This window comes from Bacteroides sp. 1001136B_160425_E2 (assembly GCF_015559655.1).
In the GTDB taxonomy this organism is placed as follows: Bacteria; Bacteroidota; Bacteroidia; order Bacteroidales; family Bacteroidaceae; genus Bacteroides; species Bacteroides luhongzhouii.
Map to the genome: position 1 here is coordinate 278631 of NZ_JADMQH010000004.1, position 20674 is coordinate 299304.

A 20674-nucleotide genomic window follows, 5' to 3' on the forward strand; every position below is an offset into this window, starting at 1 on the left:
CAAATATATTTCATTTATTTTATATAAAAAAATCCTAGATACTATATTTATTACGTAAATGTTATTAAAGTGTGACTATTTAGGCAAAAATAATGCTCATCCGGTCTGTTTTTATGCCTAAATATTTTCAGGATAATATCACAATCAAAATATTCTTGCAAGATTTATACATTTACAATTATTAACCGACTAGCTATTGCATGATTACGAAATATTCGTAGATTTGCGAAATATTCGTAATTAAACAACATCTCCATGGAAAAGTTAACTATACAAGAAGAAGAAGTAATGATCTACATTTGGGAGTTACAATGCTGTTTCGTAAAAGACATTGTTGCAAAGTATACGCAACCGGCACCTCCTTATACCACAGTAGCATCTATCGTAAAGAACCTGGAGCGGAAAGGATATGTCACACCGAAACGTGTGGGTAACACCTACCAATATACTCCCGCCATTCGTGAAAATGAATATAAACGTCATTTCATGAGTAGTGTAGTTCGTAACTACTTTGAGAACTCTTACAAAGAAATGGTTTCTTTCTTTGCCAAAGACCAGAAGATTTCGACCGATGATCTCAAAGACATTATCGATCTTATTGAAAAAGGAAAAGAAGATTAATAGAAAACATTCATCATCATGACTCCGGAACTAGCTTATTTTCTAAAGATAAATGTAGCGATAGCTCTGTTCTACGCATTCTATCGGTTGTTTTTCCATAAAGACACCTTCTTCCACTGGCGCAGAATGGCTTTGTTATGTTTCTTTGCCATCTCTTTGCTTTACCCCCTATTGAATATTCAGGGATGGATAAAAGCCCACGAACCGATGGTGGCAATGGCAGATCTTTATGCAACCATCCTGCTTCCGGAGCAAGTTGTTACCCCTTCACAAGAAACTGTCATAAATTGGCAAGAGGTTATCATACAGTTCGCAAAAATTATTTATTGGAGCGGAATGTTATTACTTGCCGCGCGTTTCTTCATACAACTGGGTAGCATCATCCGATTGCATTTCCAATGCTCAAAAAACAATATACAAGGAGTACGCGTACATCTATTAAAGAAAGAAACAGGTCCTTTTTCTTTCTTCCACTGGATATTCATACACCCGCAATCACATACGGAATCTGAAATCAGTGAAATCATTACGCATGAAGAGACACATGCCCGTCAATACCATTCGGTGGATGTGCTTTTCAGCGAAATAATGTGCATATTCTGCTGGTTCAACCCATTTATCTGGTTAATGAAACGGGAAGTCAGAGGAAACCTCGAATACATGGCAGACCATCGTGTATTGGAGACGGGACATGATAGTAAATCATACCAGTACCACTTATTGGGACTGGCACATCACAAGGCTGCAGCAAATTTATCAAATAGTTTCAATGTTTTACCACTCAAAAATCGTATTAAAATGATGAATAAACGAAGAACGAAAGAAATAGGAAGAACAAAATATCTGATGTTGCTTCCCTTGGCTGCCATCTTGATGATTGTCAGTAACATCGAAATGGTAGCACGTACTACTGAAAAATTTGCAAAAGAAATCACTCTTCCGCAGGGTACAAAAGAAAAGGAAATAACGGAAACTCAAATTAAAAGTGTACCGGATTCCGTTGTCTTTCAGGTTGTAGAAGAAATGCCGGATTTCCCGGGAGGGATGAAGGCATTGATGGATTACTTGTCGAAGAATGTCAAATATCCGGTTGAAGCACATGCAATCGGCGCACAAGGACGTGTAATTGTAAGCTTTACTGTTAAAAAGGACGGAAGTATAGCCGACACAAAAGTAGAACGAAGTGTCAATCCGTATCTCGACAAAGAAGCTATGCGTGTCATTGCCGCCATGCCTAAATGGCAACCTGGCAAACAAAGAGGGGAAGCAGTAAATGTAAGGTTTACAGTTCCCGTTGCTTTCAGACTATCCGATCCTGAACCACCCAAGGCGGAAGAAATCAAACAATCTGATCTGGATGAAGTAGTTGTAGTGGGATATGAACCACAGGAAGATTCAACTCCGGGAGCAGTGGGCGTGAAAGGAGAAAACGCAGACCAAGTTTTCACGGTAGTAGAAACAATGCCCAAATTTCCGGGAGGACAAGGCGGATTGATGCATTATCTTGCTAAAAGTATCAAATATCCTGTCATTGCTCAAAAAAACAAAGAACAAGGCAGAGTGATCATACAAATGATTATCGGAGTAAACGGTAATTTGTCAAACGTAAAAGTATTACGCAGCGTATCTCCGTCACTGGATGCAGAAGCCATTCGTGTAGTGGGCAACATGCCTAAATGGGAACCGGGAATACAAAAAGGACAGGCAGTCCCGGTTAAGTATACCCTCCCTATCACGTTCCGGTTACAATAAATAACTTTCCCGATACCGCTCCCTTTCCTCATCGGTGAGGAAAGGGGCGTTCATCGGTGGGGAACTCTCTCCTCCCCGGTGCCGGACGTATCTTTCCCCGGTGCTGAAAAAAGTCATTTCTTTTTCCGATTTTCACAAGGATAGTTATAAAAAGATCCTTATATTTGTTCGTGTAATAAAACATGATTCACATGAAAAGATTCGCATGGATTATCGGTTTAATATTCTGCACAATCTGCACCATACAAGCCAAAGACAGAGTTATCGAGCGGCCTCCTTTTCTAGCATGGAGTTCCAATAGTATTGAGATTGATAAAATTGTCATGAGTGATACAGTGACAACAGTGTATATAAAGGCTTTTTATCGTCCTAAATACTGGATTAAAATAGCAACAGGCAGTTTTCTGAAAGATAATAACGGGATACTTTATCCCATCCGAAAGGGAGTTGGAATCACATTGGATAAGGAATTCTGGATGCCGGAATCGGGAGAAGCGGAATTTCAACTCTTATTTCCCCCAATACCTGAAAATGTAACCAGCCTGGATTTTTCGGAAGGGGACTTCGACGGGGCCTATAAGATATGGGGAATACAATTAGACAAAGATACATTCTATAAACAAAAACTTCCCAAAGAAGCAGTCATACACAAAATAAACAAGAAAGCGATATTACCTACTCCTAAGTTAGTTTATGGGACTGCTACACTCAAAGGGAAAATGCTGGACTATCAGAAAGATATGATAAAGCAAGTGAAGATGCATATAGAAAGTCCTGCATTGAATGTCCACAATGAACAGAATATCATAAAGATCAAAGAAGACGGCACTTTTCAGGCGGAGGTCAAAGTAGCGTCCGTTACAAGTGTAGCATTAGAACTTCCTTTTGGTTGGATCGAGTGTCTGATAGCTCCCAACGAAGAGACATCACTCATCATCAATACAAAGGAACTATGCCGTAGACAGGCGCATCTGCAAAGAAAGGATAAAACGTATGGAGAACCTGTATACTTTAATGGCTATCTGGCTAGCCTACAACAAGAATTAGCATCCGTAGATATAGATATTGTATTAAAAAGCGTTTATTACATGGACATGTACAACGACATTGCCGGGAAAAGCGCAGATGAATACAAGGCTTATGTACTGGAGCATCTTCCATCCATTCGAAAAAAAATTGCACAATCCTCATACAGCAATGCATGTAAAGAGCTATTAAATATTCAGGTAGATCTGGCTGCAACAGGTAAGATCGCCTTAACAGAGAGAGAACTAAAATCAGCATATATCGCTGTTAATAAACTGAATAAGGAACAGACTGACGAGTATTTCTACAATACCCGTATCGATATTCCTGCAGGATACTATGATATATTGAAAGAGTTCACTTCTATCAACACTCTGAAAGCCCTATACGGTAAATATTACGCGTCAACAATATACCTGATAAGTTTTCTGCCAAATTCTTCAGATGTACTTAAAGAGACACTGGGAACGGGACAAGGACCCTTATTCGATAACATTAAATTTAATAAGCTGTATCAGTCCATAAAGGATTTTACCCCGTTAACGGCAGAGCAGAATGCCGAACTAAAAACTTTTTCTTCCCCGGCATATGCAGAGATGCTTACTCAAACGAACAAAGAAATAATAAAGAAAATAGAATTAAATAAAAGAAAGACAGGCTTCACTGTAAACGAGACGGGACAAGTCTCCAATGAGGACTTATTCCCATCTATTATCTCTAAATTCCGGGGACATACGCTGTTAGTTGATTTTTGGGCAACCTGGTGTGGCCCTTGTCGCACAGCCAATAAAGCCATCACTCCAATGAAAGAGGAATTAAAAAACAAGGATATTATCTACCTCTACATCACAGGCGAAACTTCACCCAAAGGCACCTGGGAAAATATGATTACCGACATTCATGGTGAGCATTTCCGTGTGACAAATGAACAATGGAGTTTTCTGATGTCCAGCTTCAATATCCGGGGAGTTCCCACTTATTTCATTGTTGATCCGGAAGGTAATATCACCTTCAAACAAACTGGATTTCCTGGAATAGACACCATGAAAAAAGAGCTTATGAAAGCTTTGAATAAGTAATTCAAAGTTAAAAATGGACCAAACAGAAATCGTTGCCGACAGACGCCATAAATGAACGCAAGGTTCCTGATTGATATAGAAAAAAATAGTGACGGTATATGCTTAGGATAGTGACGGTATCGTTGTCATATACCGTCACTATTTGTATTGGATAGCGTCACTATTTTGTAGAAGAGAATCCGCCAACAACGAATTCTATATGATCCCAATAAATAAACGAGCCTCCATAGTCTTTGAGAAGACTACAGAAGCTCGTTTTATATCCTATGGATAACTTACTGCAAAGCTATCCAACTCCAGATTCCACTTATTTATGCATTTCCACGATTTGAGTCGGAGCCATCTCTACATTCCGTCTATCTACTTGACGAACGACACTGGCAGCCAGGGATAAGAAAGCACGTCCGGTCACGGAATCTTCATCCAACGCAACAGGTGTACCATTATCTCCCCCTTCGCAAATGCTTTGTACGATAGGTATCTGTCCCAACAAAGGAACATTCATTTCCTCAGCCAGCTTCTTTGCGCCTTCTTTTCCGAAGATATAGTATTTATTTTCAGGTAGTTCGGCAGGAGTAAACCAAGCCATATTTTCAACTAAACCAAGGATAGGCACATTTACCTTATCGTTGGTAAACATATTGATTCCCTTACGGGCATCTGCCAAAGCTACTGCCTGCGGAGTGCTGACAACAATCGCCCCTGTCATGGCCAGTGTTTGAACAACTGTCAAATGAATATCACTGGTTCCGGGTGGAAGATCTATCAGAAAATAATCCAGTTCTCCCCAAGCTGCATCAGCAATCAACTGTTTCAACGCATTACTAGCCATTCCACCACGCCACAAAGTTGCCTGATCCGGATCGACAAAGAAACCGATAGATAATAATTTCACTCCATATTTTTCTACCGGAATAATCATATCACGACCGTCGATACGTTCAGCATAAGGGCGTGCATCTTCCACCTGAAACATCTTCGGCATAGAAGGACCAAAAATATCGGCATCAAGCAAACCGACTTTATAACCTAATTTAGCCAAAGCAACGGCTAAATTAGCAGACACTGTAGACTTGCCTACTCCACCTTTACCGGAAGATATGCCGACTATATTCTTCACTTGTGGAAGAAGCTTGCCAACTTCCGGACGGGCAGCTTGCTTACTTTCCGCTGTAATCGTTACCTGCACATCAGGAGAGACATACGTATGAATAGCTGTTTCCGCAGCTTTCAACATTGATTTCATAAACGGATCAGTCGGTTTCTCAAAGATCAATGAAAAGCTGACAGTCATGCCATCAATACGAAGATTATCGGCAACCATCTCCGCTTCCACCAGATTCTTTCCCGTACCGGGATAACGCACCGTTGCCAATGCATCTAATATCAATTTAGGATAGAGAGTCATTTTATTTACTATTTGACGATTTACTATTTACTATTTAAAATCACCATTCGATTAAGTGTCAGTTCACTTTTAAGGCGATTGTTCCTGCACAAAACTATTTACTTGTACTTAATCCGCTACGTTTGCTACGATTGTAGCTACGATAAGGATCGAGTTCTATTTCAACATCCGGTTCTTGCAATTGACCTTCCTGCGGAAGCCGGAATTTGATATACTTAATAGCTAAACCACGATCGAGCCATTGTTGTTCATAATAAGTCTTGATACCGAGAATATCATCTACCAAATCGGAATGATATAAATCTCCGGTCATAAACTCAACTGGAAAACGATTCGCTTCAATCATGTATTTAGTATAGGTAAACATGAAATTGCTGTCCGTTTTCAGGTGGATAATGCCATTCGGCTGCAAAAATTTACGGTACCGTTCCATAAAATAGGTAGAAGTCAACCGCTTGGTTGCTTTCTTCATCTGCGGATCAGAGAAGGTAAGCCATATTTCACTTACTTCGCCTTCGGCAAAAAAACGCTCAATGATTTCAATATTGGTACGCAGGAAAGCGACATTCTTCATTCCGGCCTGTAATGACTCCGTCGCTCCCGTCCACATACGGGCACCTTTTATATCAACTGCTATAAAGTTCTTTTCGGGAAACATCTTACCCAGGCCGACGGTATACTCACCACGTCCACAGCCTAGTTCGAGCACAATCGGATGATCGTTCTTAAAAAACTCCTTATGCCATTTTCCCTTCATGTCAAAAGGCACGTTATCTACTGCCGAATAAGGATATTCGAACACGTGTGGATAACTCGCCATATCGGCAAACTTTTCTAATTTATTCTTTCCCATATCAATCCTGATTAGGCCGCAAAGGTACTGATTTTGACGCAACCGACAAAAAGAAATGGAGCACAGATTTCTCTATGCTCCATTCTTCTATAATATTGAATGATTCGTGTTATTAAATCTCAACATTCACCTCAACGTTTACTTCTACATTTCCACCTTGTTGTGCTTTCAAATCTTCATAGAAAGCTGCATGAGCAACCTGCACATAAGGTTGCAGGAAAAAGAATCCGATACCGAAAGTAAAGAGAGAAAGGATAGCCCAACCGATAAAGCTCAAATCAAGCATGAACAGTTTCATCTTGTTGTTTTCCATCATAGCCATACTTTTCTCAATAGCTGCATTGTTTTTCATTTCGGGTTCTTCTTTCAAGATATAGTCGGTCATTGCATAAGAATAGTGCTTGATAATTCCTGGTACAACCAACAGCAACATCCACAAAGCGGTATAGATACCCTGTAGCAACTTCGTTACAAAAATACGTCCATAGTCCTGGAAACCTTCAAATAACACTCCGAAATCAATTTCTTTGCCTTTGAATACACCAAGCATCACGATAGCAAAGCCGTATGCAACCGGAAGTCCGACAAACAATGAGCATAATCCGCCAATCACAGGAATAGCAGATAATCCACCGGCAATAACTGAATAAATAAGTGCAGCAACGGCTGCCATAGGCCACTTTCCTCGAAGTGCCTCACGTGCCTGAGCACGTAGTTCTGAATTTAGTTTTAACATAGTGAATAATATTAATTGATAAATGTGTTATTTCATTATATATAGTTATTCTACAATCGTCACCCAGCCATGTGTATCCGGTTCGTCGCCATACTGGATTCCACGCAGCTTATTGTACAATTTTGTACAGATAGGTCCCGGCTTACCATCTTTAGAGATAACGTATGATTTTCCGTTTTCCAAATCATCGATACGCTGAATCGGGCTGATTACTGCGGCAGTACCACAAGCACCTGCTTCTTCAAATGTTTCCAATTCTTCCTCCGGTATCGGACGGCGTTCCACCTTGATACCCATATCTTCTGCCAACTGCATCAAACTCTTATTGGTAATAGAAGGCAGGATAGAAGATGATTTCGGAGTGATATAAGTATTATCCTTAATACCGAAGAAGTTGGCAGCACCACATTCATCGATATATTTCTTTTCTTTCGCATCAAGATAGAACTCGCAGGAATAACCCAGATCGTGTGCTTTCTTGTTAGCACGAAGACTGGCTGCATAGTTGCCACCCACTTTATAAATACCTGTTCCATGAGGAGCGGCACGATCGAACTCACGAATGATAACGTACGGATTGGTAGAGAAACCACCTTTGAAATATGGACCTACCGGAGTTACGAACACAACAAACATATACTCTTCAGCAGGATGTACACCTACCTGGGCACTTGTTCCGATCAACAGCGGACGAATGTAAAGAGAAGCACCGGTTTCATAAGGAGGAATAAAACGTTCATTCAGTTTTACGACTTTCAAAATTGCTTCTTTAAACCGTTCTGTCGGAAGTTCTGCCATCAGAATTCCCTGGCAAGTAGATTGCAAACGGGCAGCGTTCTCTTCCAAACGGAAAATACGTACTTTACCATCTTTTCCACGGAATGCTTTCAGTCCTTCAAAGGCTTCCTGACCATAGTGCAAACAGGTTGCCGCCATGTGCAAATTGAGGTGTTCGTCACTACTAACCTCTAATTCTCCCCATGCACCATTACGGAAGTTGATTCTCACATTGTAATCTGTCTTCATGTATCCAAACGACAGATTCGCCCAGTCTATTTCTTTCATATTGTTATGTATTAGTTTATTTTCTATTGCATTGAAACGCAAAAATAACTTTTATTCTTCAGATAGCCTCTTTTCTTGCAATAATTTTTCGACTTCCCGGTCGGCTTTTGTCAGTTTATCCTTGCAAAAGGCAATAATCTCATTGGCTTCTTTTATTTTCTCACTCAAAATGTCGATATCCAGTTCGTTATTATCTATCTGGCGAACGATCTTTTCGAGACGTTCCATTGCTTGGGAATATGTTTCTTTTTTTGCTGCCACGATGATTGATATTTAATGGTTAATGATGAATGTTCTTACAAATACACAGTCGACGGATAGTTACTTTTCCACCACAGATTGCACTTCTCCTTTCAGCAACCGGGTTGTCAAGCGATCTCCCGATTTCAGCGAAGATGCATCCGTCACCGCTTTCCCGTCTTTGATTGTAATACTGTATCCCCGGCTCAAGAGTTTATCAGGAGAGGCGTCTGCTATTCGCTGTTGTAAAAGTTCCAACCGGTGAGACTGACGGGCCAACAATGCTTTCGCCACTTGTGATAAATCTTTCTTTGCTGCCAGCAAAGAAAAACGAGCGTCCGCTAGTTTGCGGTGAACAAGATTGGGAATACGGATTTGGAGCGCCTCCAACCTTCGTTGTTCCTGATCAAGAAGCATATAAGCTCCCTGTTGGATACGTACAGATAATTCCTCCAGATGCTCTGCTACTTCCGTTACCTGATGAATCAGAAGCTCGGCAGCAGCCGTAGGAGTCTTTACCCGGGTATGAGCCACAGAGTCAAGCACTGTATCATCGCGTTCATGACCAATACCGGTAATGATAGGTAATGGAAATTGCGCACATGCAGCTGCTAGTAGATAAGTATCAAAACCAGATAAATCGGAAGTAGCCCCACCGCCACGAATAACGACCACTACGTCAAAATCATTGACACGGGCATTGATACGGTCTAAAGCCGCCAATACAGACTCTTCAACTTGATTGCCTTGCATTAAAGCCGGAAAAAGTTCTGTATAAAAATAGAATCCCCCCGGATTGTGTTGCAACTGATGGCAGAAATCTCCATATCCGGCCGCAGTAGCCGAAGAAATGACGGCAACACGTTGAGGAAGAACCGGCATTTCAAGTTCTTTATTCAACGTCAAGACTCCCTCTTCTTCCAACTGCAATAATATTTCCCGACGACGACGAGCCATATCTCCCAACGTGTAAGCAGGATCAATATCAAGCACCGTCAGACTGTACCCGTATAATTCGTGAAACTGGACAGTTACTTTCACCAGCACTTTAATACCGGAGGTAAATAGCTGTCCGGTGCTTTCCTCAAAATAGGGTTTTAGCAGGCGGTAGATATTATTCCAAATCATCCCCCGTGCTTTGGCTACGAGATTATTACTACGAGGATCTTTCTGCACAAATTCCAGATAGCAATGCCCCGTTGTATTGGAACGGACATCGCTCAACTCTGCCTGTATCCAATATTCATCGGGCAAGCATTGCTCCAAACTACGACGGACAAGTGCATTCAGTTCTAAAAGAGAAAGCCTCTCCTCCCCCTCTCCCCAAGAAAAAGAGTCAGATTGCTTCAACTTATTCATAGCGTTTATCATACATATTATTTCCTTTCCTTGGAAGAGTACTGAAGATAAGCCTTCCACAAATCGGGAATACCGTATCCATATATATTATCCGGGAAGTCGGCTCTGTCACCTGATTGACGTACCAAATCAATAATCTGCTTTGCGGTGAGCTTCGGACAAGCCTGCCATAAACAAGCTACCATTCCACACATAATCGGGGAAGAGAAAGAGGTTCCATTAGCGCGGTGAAGATTGCCATCCGTCCCCATCACATCCGAATTCAAACCAACAGCCACGACATCCGGTTTCACACGTCCGTCAGCCGTATTTCCTACAGAAGAAAACGGTGCCAGTTCTCCCCTTTTATTTACCGCTCCTACGGTTATAATATTCTCCGCATCTCCCGGAGGAGTAATCTTCTTCCACGAACCCGCACCCGAATTTCCGGCACTGCACACAACTACCATTCCTTTATCGGCAGCCTTCGCTGCCTCCCGGGACATCAACGCATAATGGCCATTCAAGTCACGATATCTATAATTCTTCGTAGGATCATCAAATGAGTAGTAACCAAGAGATGTATTCACCAGATCCACTCCTACACTATCGGCAAACTCAATAGCTGCTGCCCAGTAGTCCTGTTCTACCAGGTTTTCCGAATATTCATCTTCACTGCGCAGCAACCAATAGGAAGCTTCAGGAGCAGTGCCAATCATTACATGCGGCTGGTTCATGGCCATACAGGACAATACAGACATTCCATGACTGCTTTCTGCATAGATATCTGCCTCCGGATTCACAAAGTCACGCACACCGAGGATACGGATATTTTTCATGGCATCAATCTTATCCACATTATGGAAACCGGCATCAATCACGGCAATGGTCATTCCTTGTCCCTTAAAACCTGCATCATGCAGGAGATCGACGCGACTCATAGCCGCTTGCGTGATTGCAGGACCGTAAAGGCTATCGGTGCGCAACGGTTTATTTATCAACGAGTCTCTTTGAAATGCTCTTTGCGCGATACCTTTCCACACTCTTTCTGTAGAACGTACAAAAGGCAGTTGAGCTATTTCGCTGATTAAAGTACTGTCATTACAAGAAACAGTAACGAAATTATCCCATTTTCCAGTCACAAGTACATGAACACCTGTTTTTCGTATAGCATCTACATACGTCCTGCAAACTGGTAAATCGGTAGAATCAATAGGCAATCCCTGTTTCTTTCTCCGTTCTATAGATTTCTTAGACAAATACTTTTCCGGTTTTTGCAAGGAATAGTCCGTAGCCGCTTTGTCTTTCAGACTAATCCGGTATTTTAAGGTATCCCCCGGAGCAAATTGGGCAGATACCCCCACATATATATTTAAAGCGAGAATCAATACTATAAACTTCTTCATAAGTTATCTTTCTATTTTAATCAATCATAATTCTTCATTTTCTATAATCATCAGCCCAATTCCTCTTTGGGAAGCAATGAAAGCTCCTCCCAGCACCCGTCTTCCATCATAAAACACAGCTGATTGTCCGGGAGCAATGGCTGAAGCCGTTTCGAGGAAACGTACCAACAAACGTCCGTCTTCCAATCTTTTCACACGGCAGGGAATCGGACGACTGCGATAACGAATCCGCACTGTCAGATTCTCACATCCGAACAGTTCCCGTTCATCCACAATCTTATCCTGCTCCGCCAACATGTATTCAGTTTCCAGTTGGCCGGCATCTCCAAGCATCACCGTATTTTTCTGCGGATTGATTTTCAATACGTAGGCAGGCTTTCCTAAAGCGATTTCCAAGCCTTTTCGTTGACCAATCGTATAATAAGGGGATCCTTTATGTTTCCCCAGCTTTACTCCTTCAGAGTTGACAAACCATCCCGGTCCGATTTCACTATCCAGTTCGGGACACTGCTCACGAAGAAAATCACGGTAATCCCCCTTAATAAAGCAGACTTCCATACTTTCTCCTTCTTTCGACTTTGCTTCATATCCTTTCTCCGCAAGATACTCACGAACCTTTACTTTCGTATAATCTCCCAACGGGAAAATGCAACGTTTCAGCACATCCTGCCCCAATCTCCAGAGAAAATATGACTGGTCTTTCTTATCATCGTCTCCGGCTACTATATAAATATTTCCGTTTTTCTCTTCCAATCGCGAATAATGTCCGGTAGCCACCCATGCACAATTCAACTGATCCGCCCACTCCGTCAAAACACGGAACTTAAATAACGGATTGCACATCACGCACGGATTCGGTGTACGCCCCTGCTTATATTCGTCTATGAAATTCTTTACAATGGTCTCTTTAAAAGGAATACGCTCATCTGCCACATAATGTTCAATCCCCATTCGTTCAGCCAATTCCCTGGCATCCTGCGGTTCATCTCCCCACACGCGCATGGTAACTCCTACAATCTCATATCCTTGTTCTTGCAGCATCAAGCAAGTAGCGGTGCTGTCTATGCCACCACTCATACCGACCAATACTCTCTTGTTTCGCTCTTCCATTCGAATTTTGAAAATTTACATGGTTACAAATGTACGAGATTTCAAAGAGAAAAGTTGCTTTTCTGAAAGAAAATCCTTATATTTGAAATATATCAAAAGCGAAAACAATTATGGCTAACCCTAGACTACCGGGCATTTCCGAAAACGAGCAAGCCTTATTGTATGCCAAATTGAATGAGTACAACCGAGGCAGAGCCTCTTTTAAAGAGGTAGGAGTCTACTTGGTGGTGTTGCCCCGGCCGGGGAAACCAAACTATTCCCTTTGGTTGTACTCTCCCCTGCCTGAAAAGCAATCAATTCTTTATATACATGACCTGTCACCGGACATCAACGAATCCCTCCGGATGGCTAGTACGATGTTTTATTATTCAAGGCGTTGCATCATCCTGGTAGATTACAATGAGAAAAGAATGCAGAGTAACGGTGACGATCTTGTCTTCTTCGGAAAATACCGGGGACATTTTCTTCATGAGATTTTGAAGATAGATCCTGCCTATTTAAGTTGGATAGCTTACAAGTTCACCCCCCAAATACCGAAACAGGAACGCTTCGTTAAAATAGCACAGGCTTATCATTCCATACATTTGGATATCATAATCAGAAAGTCGAGAGAGAAACGTTCATCAAACCGGTATCTGGGAGAATTAGGGGAAAAACTGACTGACTTAAAATTAAAAGTTACCCGCGTACGACTGGAAGATGATCCGTACAAAACAAGAGTGAACGGCACTACCCCACAGTTTTTTGTCAAGCAGATACTGACTTTAACCGATGCCAGTGGAAACCTCGTTATTATAAGTATTCCATCAAAAAATCCCAGTGCGGTTTCATGCACTCTATCCGGGATAGAACATGAATACCGACTGGGAGATATTATCTACATTGCATCGGCGAAAGTGTCACGCCGCTACGAAAGCTATGGTTCAAAATACACGCGCCTTAGCCATGTGAAGTTCGCAAGCCTCAACGTTTAGTCCAATCGTCCTTGACAAAACTTGCCGGATAGGAAATTTTATCCACCACTCCGTCTTTCTGACGAATCCAGGACGTAAATGTACGAGCACCCTCATCTAATACGATGATACGGGCCCCATTAGGCAAATGATTATATTCCGTATTTCCACCGGTGAAGCGTCCATAAGCCAGAAGAATACCTTTCCACATCACTGCATAATCATTATCATGATCGTGTCCTACAAACATACCCATCACATCACCCGCTTCTTTCATTGCCGCAAACATTCCCGTATTCAATTTAGGTGCACAAGCTTCCTCCATACGAGTTCCGCGAAGAATCGCGTTTTCGGTACGGGCAGCTTCATTGTATTCAGGAAGAGGAATATGGAAAAAGGCAAGAGCCGGCAAAGGCTGTCCACCATTTTGCGCTTTATAAGCTGCACTCTGCTGGCGATACCAATTTATCTGATCGAATGTAAGCCATGCATATCCCTTCACATCTTTCAAAGGTGAATAGGAATGAGAATCCATGCAATAAAGCAAAGCTGCATCCTTCTTTACATTAGAAGACGATTTCACGGTTAATACATAGTCCGGCGATAAGACCGCTCCCCGGTCAGGCAATAAATTGCCGGGAACTTTGCGGATAATATCATATAACTGTTCCCGTGTCATTCCCTGTTCATTGTCATGATTACCAAAAGTAACCACGAAAGGCAGTTTGCGTTTAACTACCGGTTCCAGTACCTGCAACATCCCGGAATCTGCCGGAGCAGAATAAACAACATCTCCGGTAAAAATCACCAAATCCGGACATTCATCATCAAGCACCTGATTTATGCGTTCCAAAGCGATATCAGAAGCCCGGTTACCGTATTTAAAATGCACATCAGTAAATTGCACAATTTTGAATTTACCATCTTTATTAAATTTCAGTTCACTCTTCTGAGCCATACAAAAAGCCGTTACCAATAAAAAGGTAAGTGTTAAATGAATTTTTAAGAGCCGAATCATATTTATTTGTTTTAGGGGTTAAGAATACTTTTCTATCAGCACGGTAGCATAAGCCGATATACCTTCTTCACGACCCGTAAAACCGAGTTTCTCGGTAGTAGTCGCCTTAATGGAAATATCATCCGCATCAATTCCCATGACAGTTGCCATCGTCTCTTGCATCAAAGGAATGTGTGCCTTTAACTTCGGACGTTCGGCGCAAATGGTTGCATCGATATTGCCCACTTTATATCCTTTGGCAGCAATCAATTCCACTGTTTTTTTCAGCAGTATTTTGCTATCTATATTTTTAAATTCTCCTGCCGTATCAGGAAAATGATAGCCGATATCACGCATATTCGCTGCCCCTAACAAAGCATCGCAAACCGCGTGCAACAATACATCAGCATCCGAATGCCCCAACAACCCTTTTGTATGTTCCAAAAGAATGCCACCCAGCCATAACTCACGTCCTTCGACCAGCTGGTGTACGTCGAAGCCAAAGCCTACTCTTATCTTCATATTTTGTATAACAAATGAGTACTAATGAATAAAAAAGATCAACGAATATAGAAATCCAGCAGTTTTTCTCCTTCCAGATAACCTTGCAAACGCTGTCCGATGCTAACAGGACCTACACCGACAGGAGTCCCCGTAAAGAGTAAATCACCGATTTTCAACGTTACAAACTGACTGACATAAGCGATAATATCATCTATATTGAAAAGCATATCCGCCGTACAGCCACGCTGTACTTCTTTACCGTCGATCAACAAACTGAAGTTCAGATTTTGAATATCTTTATAACGCTCCACCGGAACAAAAGTCCCAATAGCAGCCGATGAATCAAAACCTTTACAAAGCTCCCAAGGATTCCCCAGCTCACGGAACTTTCGTTGAAGGTCACGGGCTGTAAAGTCGATACCGACTGTCACAGCATCATAATAGCGGTTAGCAAAACGGGGAGCGATATTTTTCCCCAATCGGTTGATACGGACTACCAGTTCCGTTTCATAATGTATCTCGTTGGAAAAGTCGGGGATGAAAAACGGTTTGCCATCCTTCAGAATAGCTGAATCAGGCTTCATAAAAATCACCGGCTCCGTATTTACTTGTGTATGTCCCAGTTCTTTGTTATGCTGGGCGTAGTTCATGCCTACTGCAATAATCTTCATTATTTCTCGTTAAAATTCAATCGGTTAAACATAACAGCCAAATGAGCATATAAAGACGTATTCTGCACCACTATATTCTCGGGTACACGGATTCGGAAAGGAGTAAAGTTCCATACGGCTTTTATACCTCCGTCTACCATCTTATCTGTAATTTCCTGAGCAATATTAATAGGCACGGTCAACACACCGATGTTTACATCGTATTCTTTCATCTTTGCCTCAAAGTCATCGGAGTGAAAAATAGGAATACCATTCAGATCTTTTCCCACCAATTCCGGATTCACATCAAAAGCTGCCACAATCTCCAGTCCGAAATGATGCAAACCTGAATCCCGAAGCAAAGCAGCCCCCAGGCTACCTACACCAAACAAGAAGGCTTTGTGCATATTGGTAAATCCAAGAAAGCTCTCTAACACCTCAATCAGCGCGTCAATGTTATACCCAACTCTCGTACGCCCTGAGATATTGACGTAAGACAAATCCTTGGCGATTTGAGAAGCGTCAATATTTATTTCCTTAGATATTTGTGTAGAAGAGACATACTGCTCCCCTTTTTCTTTCATTAGTTTTATGTTGGACAGATACCAGGGAAGTCTGCGCAAGGTAGGCTCCGGCACTTTATCCGCCTCTTTTCGTATATAAGTGCTCATACTTCTTACAAAATTTGGTATTTTGCAAAAGTACATTATTTTTTGAGACTGACAACCCTATAACAGAAAACCTTAATAGAGATTAAACAAAACGATGAAAAGAGGTTCAAATTTTGCTCTTTTCCATAAGTTTAATACTTTTGAAAAGGATTAAAAATGACGAGTATGAAAAATAATGATTGGAAAGATAGATTAAACGTAGTGTATTCCACGAATCCGGACTTCGGCTATGAAACGGATAATGATGAAGAGCAGGTCACCCTCGACAAAAACAAACAAAACCTGCGAGTTTCCATTGACAAAAAGAACCGCGGCGGTAAAGTGGTAACATTAATTACCGGATTTGTAGGTACGGACAACGACTTGAAAGAGTTGGGTAAGCTACTGAAAAGCAAATGCGGAGTGGGCGGAGCGGCTAAAGACGGAGAGATTATGGTGCAAGGAGACTTCAAAACCAAAATCATAGAGCTGCTCATCAAAGAAGGATACTCCAAAACAAAAGGTATAGGAGGTTAAACTAAATAGCTTTTTGTAACTAGAAATTTTAAAGATATGAGAAAAGTAATATTATTCTGTGCAGCAGCATTATTCTCACTATTGTCATTCGCACAAGACAACAATGCTGATATCGTCAAAGTAGGCGATAATATGCCTGCCTTCACCCTTCATTCAACCGTAAACGGTACTGTAAACTCAGAGAATCTGAAAGGGAAAGTTGTATTAATCAATATTTTCGCTACCTGGTGTGGTCCTTGCCAAAGCGAACTGGCTGAAGTTCAGAAAACACTTTGGCCTAAGTATAAGGACAACAAGGATTTCTGTATGTTAGTAATCGGGCGCGAACATACCGACAATCAATTAACAGAATACAACAAGCGCAAAGGGTTTACATTTCCTCTCTACCCGGACCCGAAACGGGAAGTCACAGGTAAGTTTGCCAGTCAATACATTCCCAGAAGTTACTTAATTAACAAAGAAGGAAAAGTGATATCCGCTACTGTCGGTTATAAAAAGGAGGAAATGGACAAGCTGATGAAGGAAATAGACAAAGCATTGAAATAATCTCTCCAGATAATGGGCCTCATGTTATGCATGGCCGAGTTCTTCCCAATATCTTCAGGAATATTCTTTAAATACAAGAAGAAAGGCAACTAACTCGTTATGAATCAGTTGCCTTTCTTTTATATCTTCAAATAGGAAGTTTTAATGAATATCCCATTTAAGTTTAACGTGTTCTACTTTTCAAGGACACATCACATTGAATTGAATCTGATTATTCAGCTTTCAAAGTGAAACGCTTGAAGTCAACAATCTTCAGTTCAGGGTCAGCAGCAGCCAACACTTCTCTTACAGTTTTCTTACCGTCCATGATATCTTCCTGGTTCAGCAAGCAAACTTCTTTCAAGAACTTGCCCAGACGACCTTTAGCAATGTTCTGAATCATTTGTTCAGGCAGATGTGCAGCCTTCTCAGCAGAAACAGTAGCAATAATTTCTTTTGCTTTAGCTACATCTTCAGCTGTAATCCATCCTTTAGCCATATTGCTATCCATGTGTTCTTCACTGTCCACATGAGCCGGGTTGATATTAGCTTTCTTCAGAGCAGCTTCTACAGCTTTCTGTACCTGTTCTGCTTTTGTCTTCTCAATGGCAACTTCAATTTCTTTCTGTTTTACTTCTTCAGAAACGCCATCTTCATCAATAGCAATCGGGTTCATGGCAGCAATCTGCATAGCTATTTGCTTAGCCAACTGCTCGTTAACTTCCTTGTTGAAAGCAACAATCGTGCAAAGACCATTTCTGTTCATGTGATTGTAAACAGCAGTGCATACACCTTCTACAGTCATGTAACCATCCAGTTCCATTTTCTCACCTGTGATACCGCTACGATCAGTCACTGCATCCTGTACAGTACCATTACCCATCGGCAATGCTTTTACTTCGTCCAAAGTATTGCATTTATTAGCCACAGCAAGATCAAGAATATCCTGAGTCAGTTTCACAAAATCAGCATTCTGAGCCACAAAGTCAGTTTCACACTTCAAAGCAACGATAACAGCACGGTCACCGGTAGTTTTAGCCAAAACGCAACCTTCAGAAGCTTCACGTTCTGAACGCTTAGCAGCAACAGCTTGTCCTTTCTTACGGATAATTTCCATTGCCTTGTCGAAATCGCCTTCAGCTTCAGTCAACGCGTTTTTGCAATCCATCATACCAGCTCCGGTCATTTTGCGCAGCTTGGTAATATCAGCCATACTTACAGCCATAATAATTTCCTTTATTTAAATGAATAATAATTTTCGAAACAAAAAAATGTGCCAATCTGCCAATCAAGATACAAGCGCATAAGCATACTCTTGCACATTAGCAAATTGGCACATTTTATATATTAAGCCTCTTCGTCTTCCTTGATGAAAGCTGCAGCTTTAGCTGCGTTAATAGCTTCTTCGTCAGACTTGTCGAGTCTAGCTTTCACTGATTTCTTCTTGCCTTTGTTAGCAGGAGCTTCACCAGCAGCTTCCATATCGATCTTTTCAGCTTTTCTTTCTTCCAAACCTTCGATCATTGCAGCGCAGCAAGCATCCAAGATAACTTCTACTGATTTAGTAGCGTCATCGTTAGCAGGAATTACGAAATCTACGTTTGAAGGATCAGAGTTAGTATCAACGATACCAAATACAGGGATACCCAGACGGTTAGCTTCGCGAACTGCGATGTTTTCTTTCATTACGTCGATAACGAACAATGCAGACGGCAGACGAGTCAGGTCAGCGATAGATCCCAAAGTCTTGTCCAATTTTGCACGTTGACGAGAAATCTGAAGAACTTCTCTCTTAGAAAGGTTAGAGTAAGTACCATCGTTAGTCAATTTATCGATAGTAGCCATTTTCTTCACAGCCTTACGGATAGTCGGGAAGTTAGTCAACATACCACCCGGCCAGCGTTCGATTACATAAGGCATATTAACAGATTGAGCTTTCTCAGCTACAACTTGTTTAGCTTGTTTTTTAGTAGCAACAAAAAGAACTTTCTTGCCAGATTTGGCAATCTGTTTCAAAGCTTCAGCAGCTTCGTCTACTTTTGCAACTGTTTTGTGGAGGTCAATGATATGAATACCATTGCGTTCCATGAAAATATAAGGAGCCATTGCAGGGTTCCACTTTCTCTTAAGGTGTCCGAAGTGGCAACCAGCCTCCAATAATGTATCAAAATTTGTTCTTGACATCTTGTTTTTCTTTAAATCGTTTACTTTCTTTTTTGTTTTTTCTAAACCAACCGCTGGGTAGTCTATGAGCAGAGTCCCAGTAGTTTAGATACTAAACATATTCCTCTATCAGGCAGCACATTAACGCTTGCTGAACTGGAATCTTCTACGAGCTTTCGGCTGTCCCGGTTTCTTACGTTCAACAGAACGAGGGTCACGAGTCATGAAGCCTTCTGCACGAAGAGCAGCTTTATCTTCAGCGTTCATCTTAACCAGTGCACGAGCGATTGCCAAACGCAATGCCTGAGACTGACCAGTGAAACCACCACCACACAAGTTCACCTTGATGTCATACTTCTCAGCAGCACCCAGCTTGTTCAATGGTTGTTTTACAACATACTGAAGAATAGTTGATGGAAAGTACTCTGCAAGGTCTCTCTTGTTAATAGTAATCTTTCCTGTACCTTCGCTTACGAATATGCGTGCAATAGCACGTTTACGTCTGCCTAATGCATTTACTACTTCCATTATATCTTATTTATATGAATTAATATCAATCATTTTCGGGTTCTGAGCAGCTTGTTTGTGTTCGCTACCAGCGTAAACATACAAGTTATTCAGCAATTTAGCTCCCAGGATATTCTTAGGAAGCATGCCCTTCACTACTTTTTTCAGTAATCTCTCTTCACCGTTCGGTTTTGCAATCAAACGGGCAGGAGTCATTTCTCTCTGACCACCAGGATAACCTGTATATGACAAATAAACTCTGTCATTCCATTTGTTACCAGTCAGTTTTACTTTGTCTGCATTGATGATGATAACGTTATCACCGCAGTCTACGTGAGGAGTAAAGTTTGGTTTGTACTTTCCTCTCAGCAATTTTGCAACCTTTGCTCCCAGACGGCCTAATGTTTGGTCTGTAGCGTCAACGATAACCCATTCTTTGGTTACAGTCGCTTTGTTTGCAGAAATGGTCTTGTAACTTAAAGTATCCACTCTAATTTTGTTTTTTAAATGTTACTACTAAAAATTTTCTTCACCACTCATTAGTCTTCCCCGGA

Annotated in this window: 22 protein-coding genes; 6 read left to right on the forward strand and 16 right to left on the reverse strand. The window is 41.4% G+C overall.

What is annotated here, in order from left to right:
* Nucleotides 1–255: 255 nt before the first annotated feature.
* From I2I04_RS05645 to I2I04_RS05655, 3 genes are all read left to right on the forward strand, one after another.
* Entirely contained in the window at nucleotides 256–621 is a 366-nt protein-coding gene (locus I2I04_RS05645) for a BlaI/MecI/CopY family transcriptional regulator (RefSeq protein ID WP_141408856.1), read from the forward strand.
* An 18-nt stretch (nucleotides 622–639) separates the two neighbouring features.
* A complete protein-coding gene (locus I2I04_RS05650) occupies nucleotides 640–2373 on the forward strand; it encodes a M56 family metallopeptidase (protein ID WP_195654562.1) in 1734 nt (577 codons plus the stop codon).
* Nucleotides 2374–2564: 191 nt separating this feature from the next.
* Nucleotides 2565–4478 carry a TlpA family protein disulfide reductase gene (locus tag I2I04_RS05655; protein ID WP_195470264.1) on the forward strand — a complete coding sequence of 638 codons (1914 nt, stop codon included), beginning with the start codon at nucleotides 2565–2567 and terminating at the stop codon, nucleotides 4476–4478.
* Between the two features lie 307 nt (nucleotides 4479–4785).
* Here the strand turns inward: I2I04_RS05655 and I2I04_RS05660 are convergent, their stop codons facing one another.
* The 8 genes from I2I04_RS05660 to mnmA form a co-directional block, all read right to left on the reverse strand.
* The gene (locus I2I04_RS05660; protein WP_004309381.1) at nucleotides 4786–5886 is read right to left on the reverse strand and encodes an Mrp/NBP35 family ATP-binding protein; all 1101 of its coding nucleotides are present in this window, start codon (nucleotides 5884–5886) and stop codon (nucleotides 4786–4788) included.
* A 94-nt stretch (nucleotides 5887–5980) separates the two neighbouring features.
* The gene (trmB, locus tag I2I04_RS05665; protein WP_195654563.1) at nucleotides 5981–6739 is read right to left on the reverse strand and encodes a tRNA (guanosine(46)-N7)-methyltransferase TrmB; all 759 of its coding nucleotides are present in this window, start codon (nucleotides 6737–6739) and stop codon (nucleotides 5981–5983) included.
* Nucleotides 6740–6851: 112 nt separating this feature from the next.
* On the reverse strand, nucleotides 6852–7475 hold the full coding sequence (locus tag I2I04_RS05670) for a DUF975 family protein (protein WP_009038989.1): 624 nt from the start codon (nucleotides 7473–7475) through the stop codon (nucleotides 6852–6854).
* 45 nt (nucleotides 7476–7520) lie between these two features.
* Nucleotides 7521–8552: a branched-chain amino acid aminotransferase gene (locus I2I04_RS05675; RefSeq protein ID WP_255344345.1), complete on the reverse strand. Its 1032-nt coding sequence runs from the start codon at nucleotides 8550–8552 to the stop codon at nucleotides 7521–7523.
* 39 nt (nucleotides 8553–8591) lie between these two features.
* A complete protein-coding gene (gene xseB, locus I2I04_RS05680) occupies nucleotides 8592–8801 on the reverse strand; it encodes an exodeoxyribonuclease VII small subunit (protein WP_004314727.1) in 210 nt (69 codons plus the stop codon).
* Nucleotides 8802–8861: 60 nt separating this feature from the next.
* Nucleotides 8862–10151 carry an exodeoxyribonuclease VII large subunit gene (xseA, locus tag I2I04_RS05685; protein ID WP_410489762.1) on the reverse strand — a complete coding sequence of 430 codons (1290 nt, stop codon included), beginning with the start codon at nucleotides 10149–10151 and terminating at the stop codon, nucleotides 8862–8864.
* Between the two features lie 5 nt (nucleotides 10152–10156).
* Entirely contained in the window at nucleotides 10157–11524 is a 1368-nt protein-coding gene (locus tag I2I04_RS05690) for a S8 family peptidase (RefSeq protein WP_143259020.1), read from the reverse strand.
* 24 nt (nucleotides 11525–11548) lie between these two features.
* A complete protein-coding gene (gene mnmA / locus I2I04_RS05695; RefSeq protein WP_195470266.1) occupies nucleotides 11549–12634 on the reverse strand; it encodes a tRNA 2-thiouridine(34) synthase MnmA in 1086 nt (361 codons plus the stop codon).
* 110 nt (nucleotides 12635–12744) lie between these two features.
* Between mnmA and I2I04_RS05700 the strand changes: the two genes are divergently transcribed.
* Nucleotides 12745–13608, forward strand: a complete 864-nt coding sequence (locus I2I04_RS05700) for a hypothetical protein (RefSeq protein WP_143259018.1) — start codon at nucleotides 12745–12747, stop codon at nucleotides 13606–13608.
* Here I2I04_RS05700 and I2I04_RS05705 read toward each other — a convergent pair.
* From I2I04_RS05705 to I2I04_RS05720, 4 genes are read right to left on the reverse strand one after another with little or no spacing between them, the layout of a single operon-like run.
* Nucleotides 13598–14605 (reverse strand): metallophosphoesterase family protein, encoded by a 1008-nt coding sequence (locus I2I04_RS05705; RefSeq protein ID WP_195654565.1) that lies wholly within the window; start codon nucleotides 14603–14605, stop codon nucleotides 13598–13600. The genes I2I04_RS05700 and I2I04_RS05705 overlap by 11 nt on opposite strands.
* Before the next feature lie 18 nt (nucleotides 14606–14623).
* Nucleotides 14624–15106, reverse strand: coding sequence for a 2-C-methyl-D-erythritol 2,4-cyclodiphosphate synthase (gene ispF / locus I2I04_RS05710; protein ID WP_143259016.1), 483 nt, complete (start codon nucleotides 15104–15106; stop codon nucleotides 14624–14626).
* Nucleotides 15107–15144: 38 nt separating this feature from the next.
* The gene (locus I2I04_RS05715; RefSeq protein ID WP_195654566.1) at nucleotides 15145–15759 is read right to left on the reverse strand and encodes a fumarylacetoacetate hydrolase family protein; all 615 of its coding nucleotides are present in this window, start codon (nucleotides 15757–15759) and stop codon (nucleotides 15145–15147) included.
* Nucleotides 15759–16409 carry a redox-sensing transcriptional repressor Rex gene (locus I2I04_RS05720; protein WP_008650453.1) on the reverse strand — a complete coding sequence of 217 codons (651 nt, stop codon included), beginning with the start codon at nucleotides 16407–16409 and terminating at the stop codon, nucleotides 15759–15761. The genes I2I04_RS05715 and I2I04_RS05720 overlap by 1 nt, the downstream gene beginning before the upstream one ends.
* Nucleotides 16410–16574: 165 nt before the next feature.
* Here I2I04_RS05720 and I2I04_RS05725 point away from each other — a divergent pair, with 165 nt between their 5' ends.
* Together I2I04_RS05725 and I2I04_RS05730 are read left to right on the forward strand one after the other, a co-directional pair.
* Nucleotides 16575–16925 carry a translation initiation factor gene (locus I2I04_RS05725; RefSeq protein WP_087318601.1) on the forward strand — a complete coding sequence of 117 codons (351 nt, stop codon included), beginning with the start codon at nucleotides 16575–16577 and terminating at the stop codon, nucleotides 16923–16925.
* 36 nt (nucleotides 16926–16961) lie between these two features.
* Entirely contained in the window at nucleotides 16962–17471 is a 510-nt protein-coding gene (locus tag I2I04_RS05730; RefSeq protein WP_087318600.1) for a TlpA family protein disulfide reductase, read from the forward strand.
* Between the two features lie 211 nt (nucleotides 17472–17682).
* Here I2I04_RS05730 and tsf read toward each other — a convergent pair whose 3' ends face one another.
* The 4 genes from tsf to rplM all read right to left on the reverse strand — a co-directional run bounded on the left by tsf (nucleotide 17683) and on the right by rplM (nucleotide 20609).
* Nucleotides 17683–18675 carry a translation elongation factor Ts gene (tsf, locus tag I2I04_RS05735; protein WP_008020446.1) on the reverse strand — a complete coding sequence of 331 codons (993 nt, stop codon included), beginning with the start codon at nucleotides 18673–18675 and terminating at the stop codon, nucleotides 17683–17685.
* Between the two features lie 122 nt (nucleotides 18676–18797).
* Nucleotides 18798–19634 (reverse strand): 30S ribosomal protein S2, encoded by an 837-nt coding sequence (gene rpsB, locus I2I04_RS05740; RefSeq protein ID WP_004297204.1) that lies wholly within the window; start codon nucleotides 19632–19634, stop codon nucleotides 18798–18800.
* A gap of 120 nt (nucleotides 19635–19754) precedes the next feature.
* On the reverse strand, nucleotides 19755–20141 hold the full coding sequence (rpsI, locus tag I2I04_RS05745; RefSeq protein ID WP_004297203.1) for a 30S ribosomal protein S9: 387 nt from the start codon (nucleotides 20139–20141) through the stop codon (nucleotides 19755–19757).
* Nucleotides 20142–20147: 6 nt separating this feature from the next.
* Entirely contained in the window at nucleotides 20148–20609 is a 462-nt protein-coding gene (rplM, locus tag I2I04_RS05750) for a 50S ribosomal protein L13 (RefSeq protein ID WP_004314716.1), read from the reverse strand.
* Nucleotides 20610–20674 lie beyond the last annotated feature (65 nt).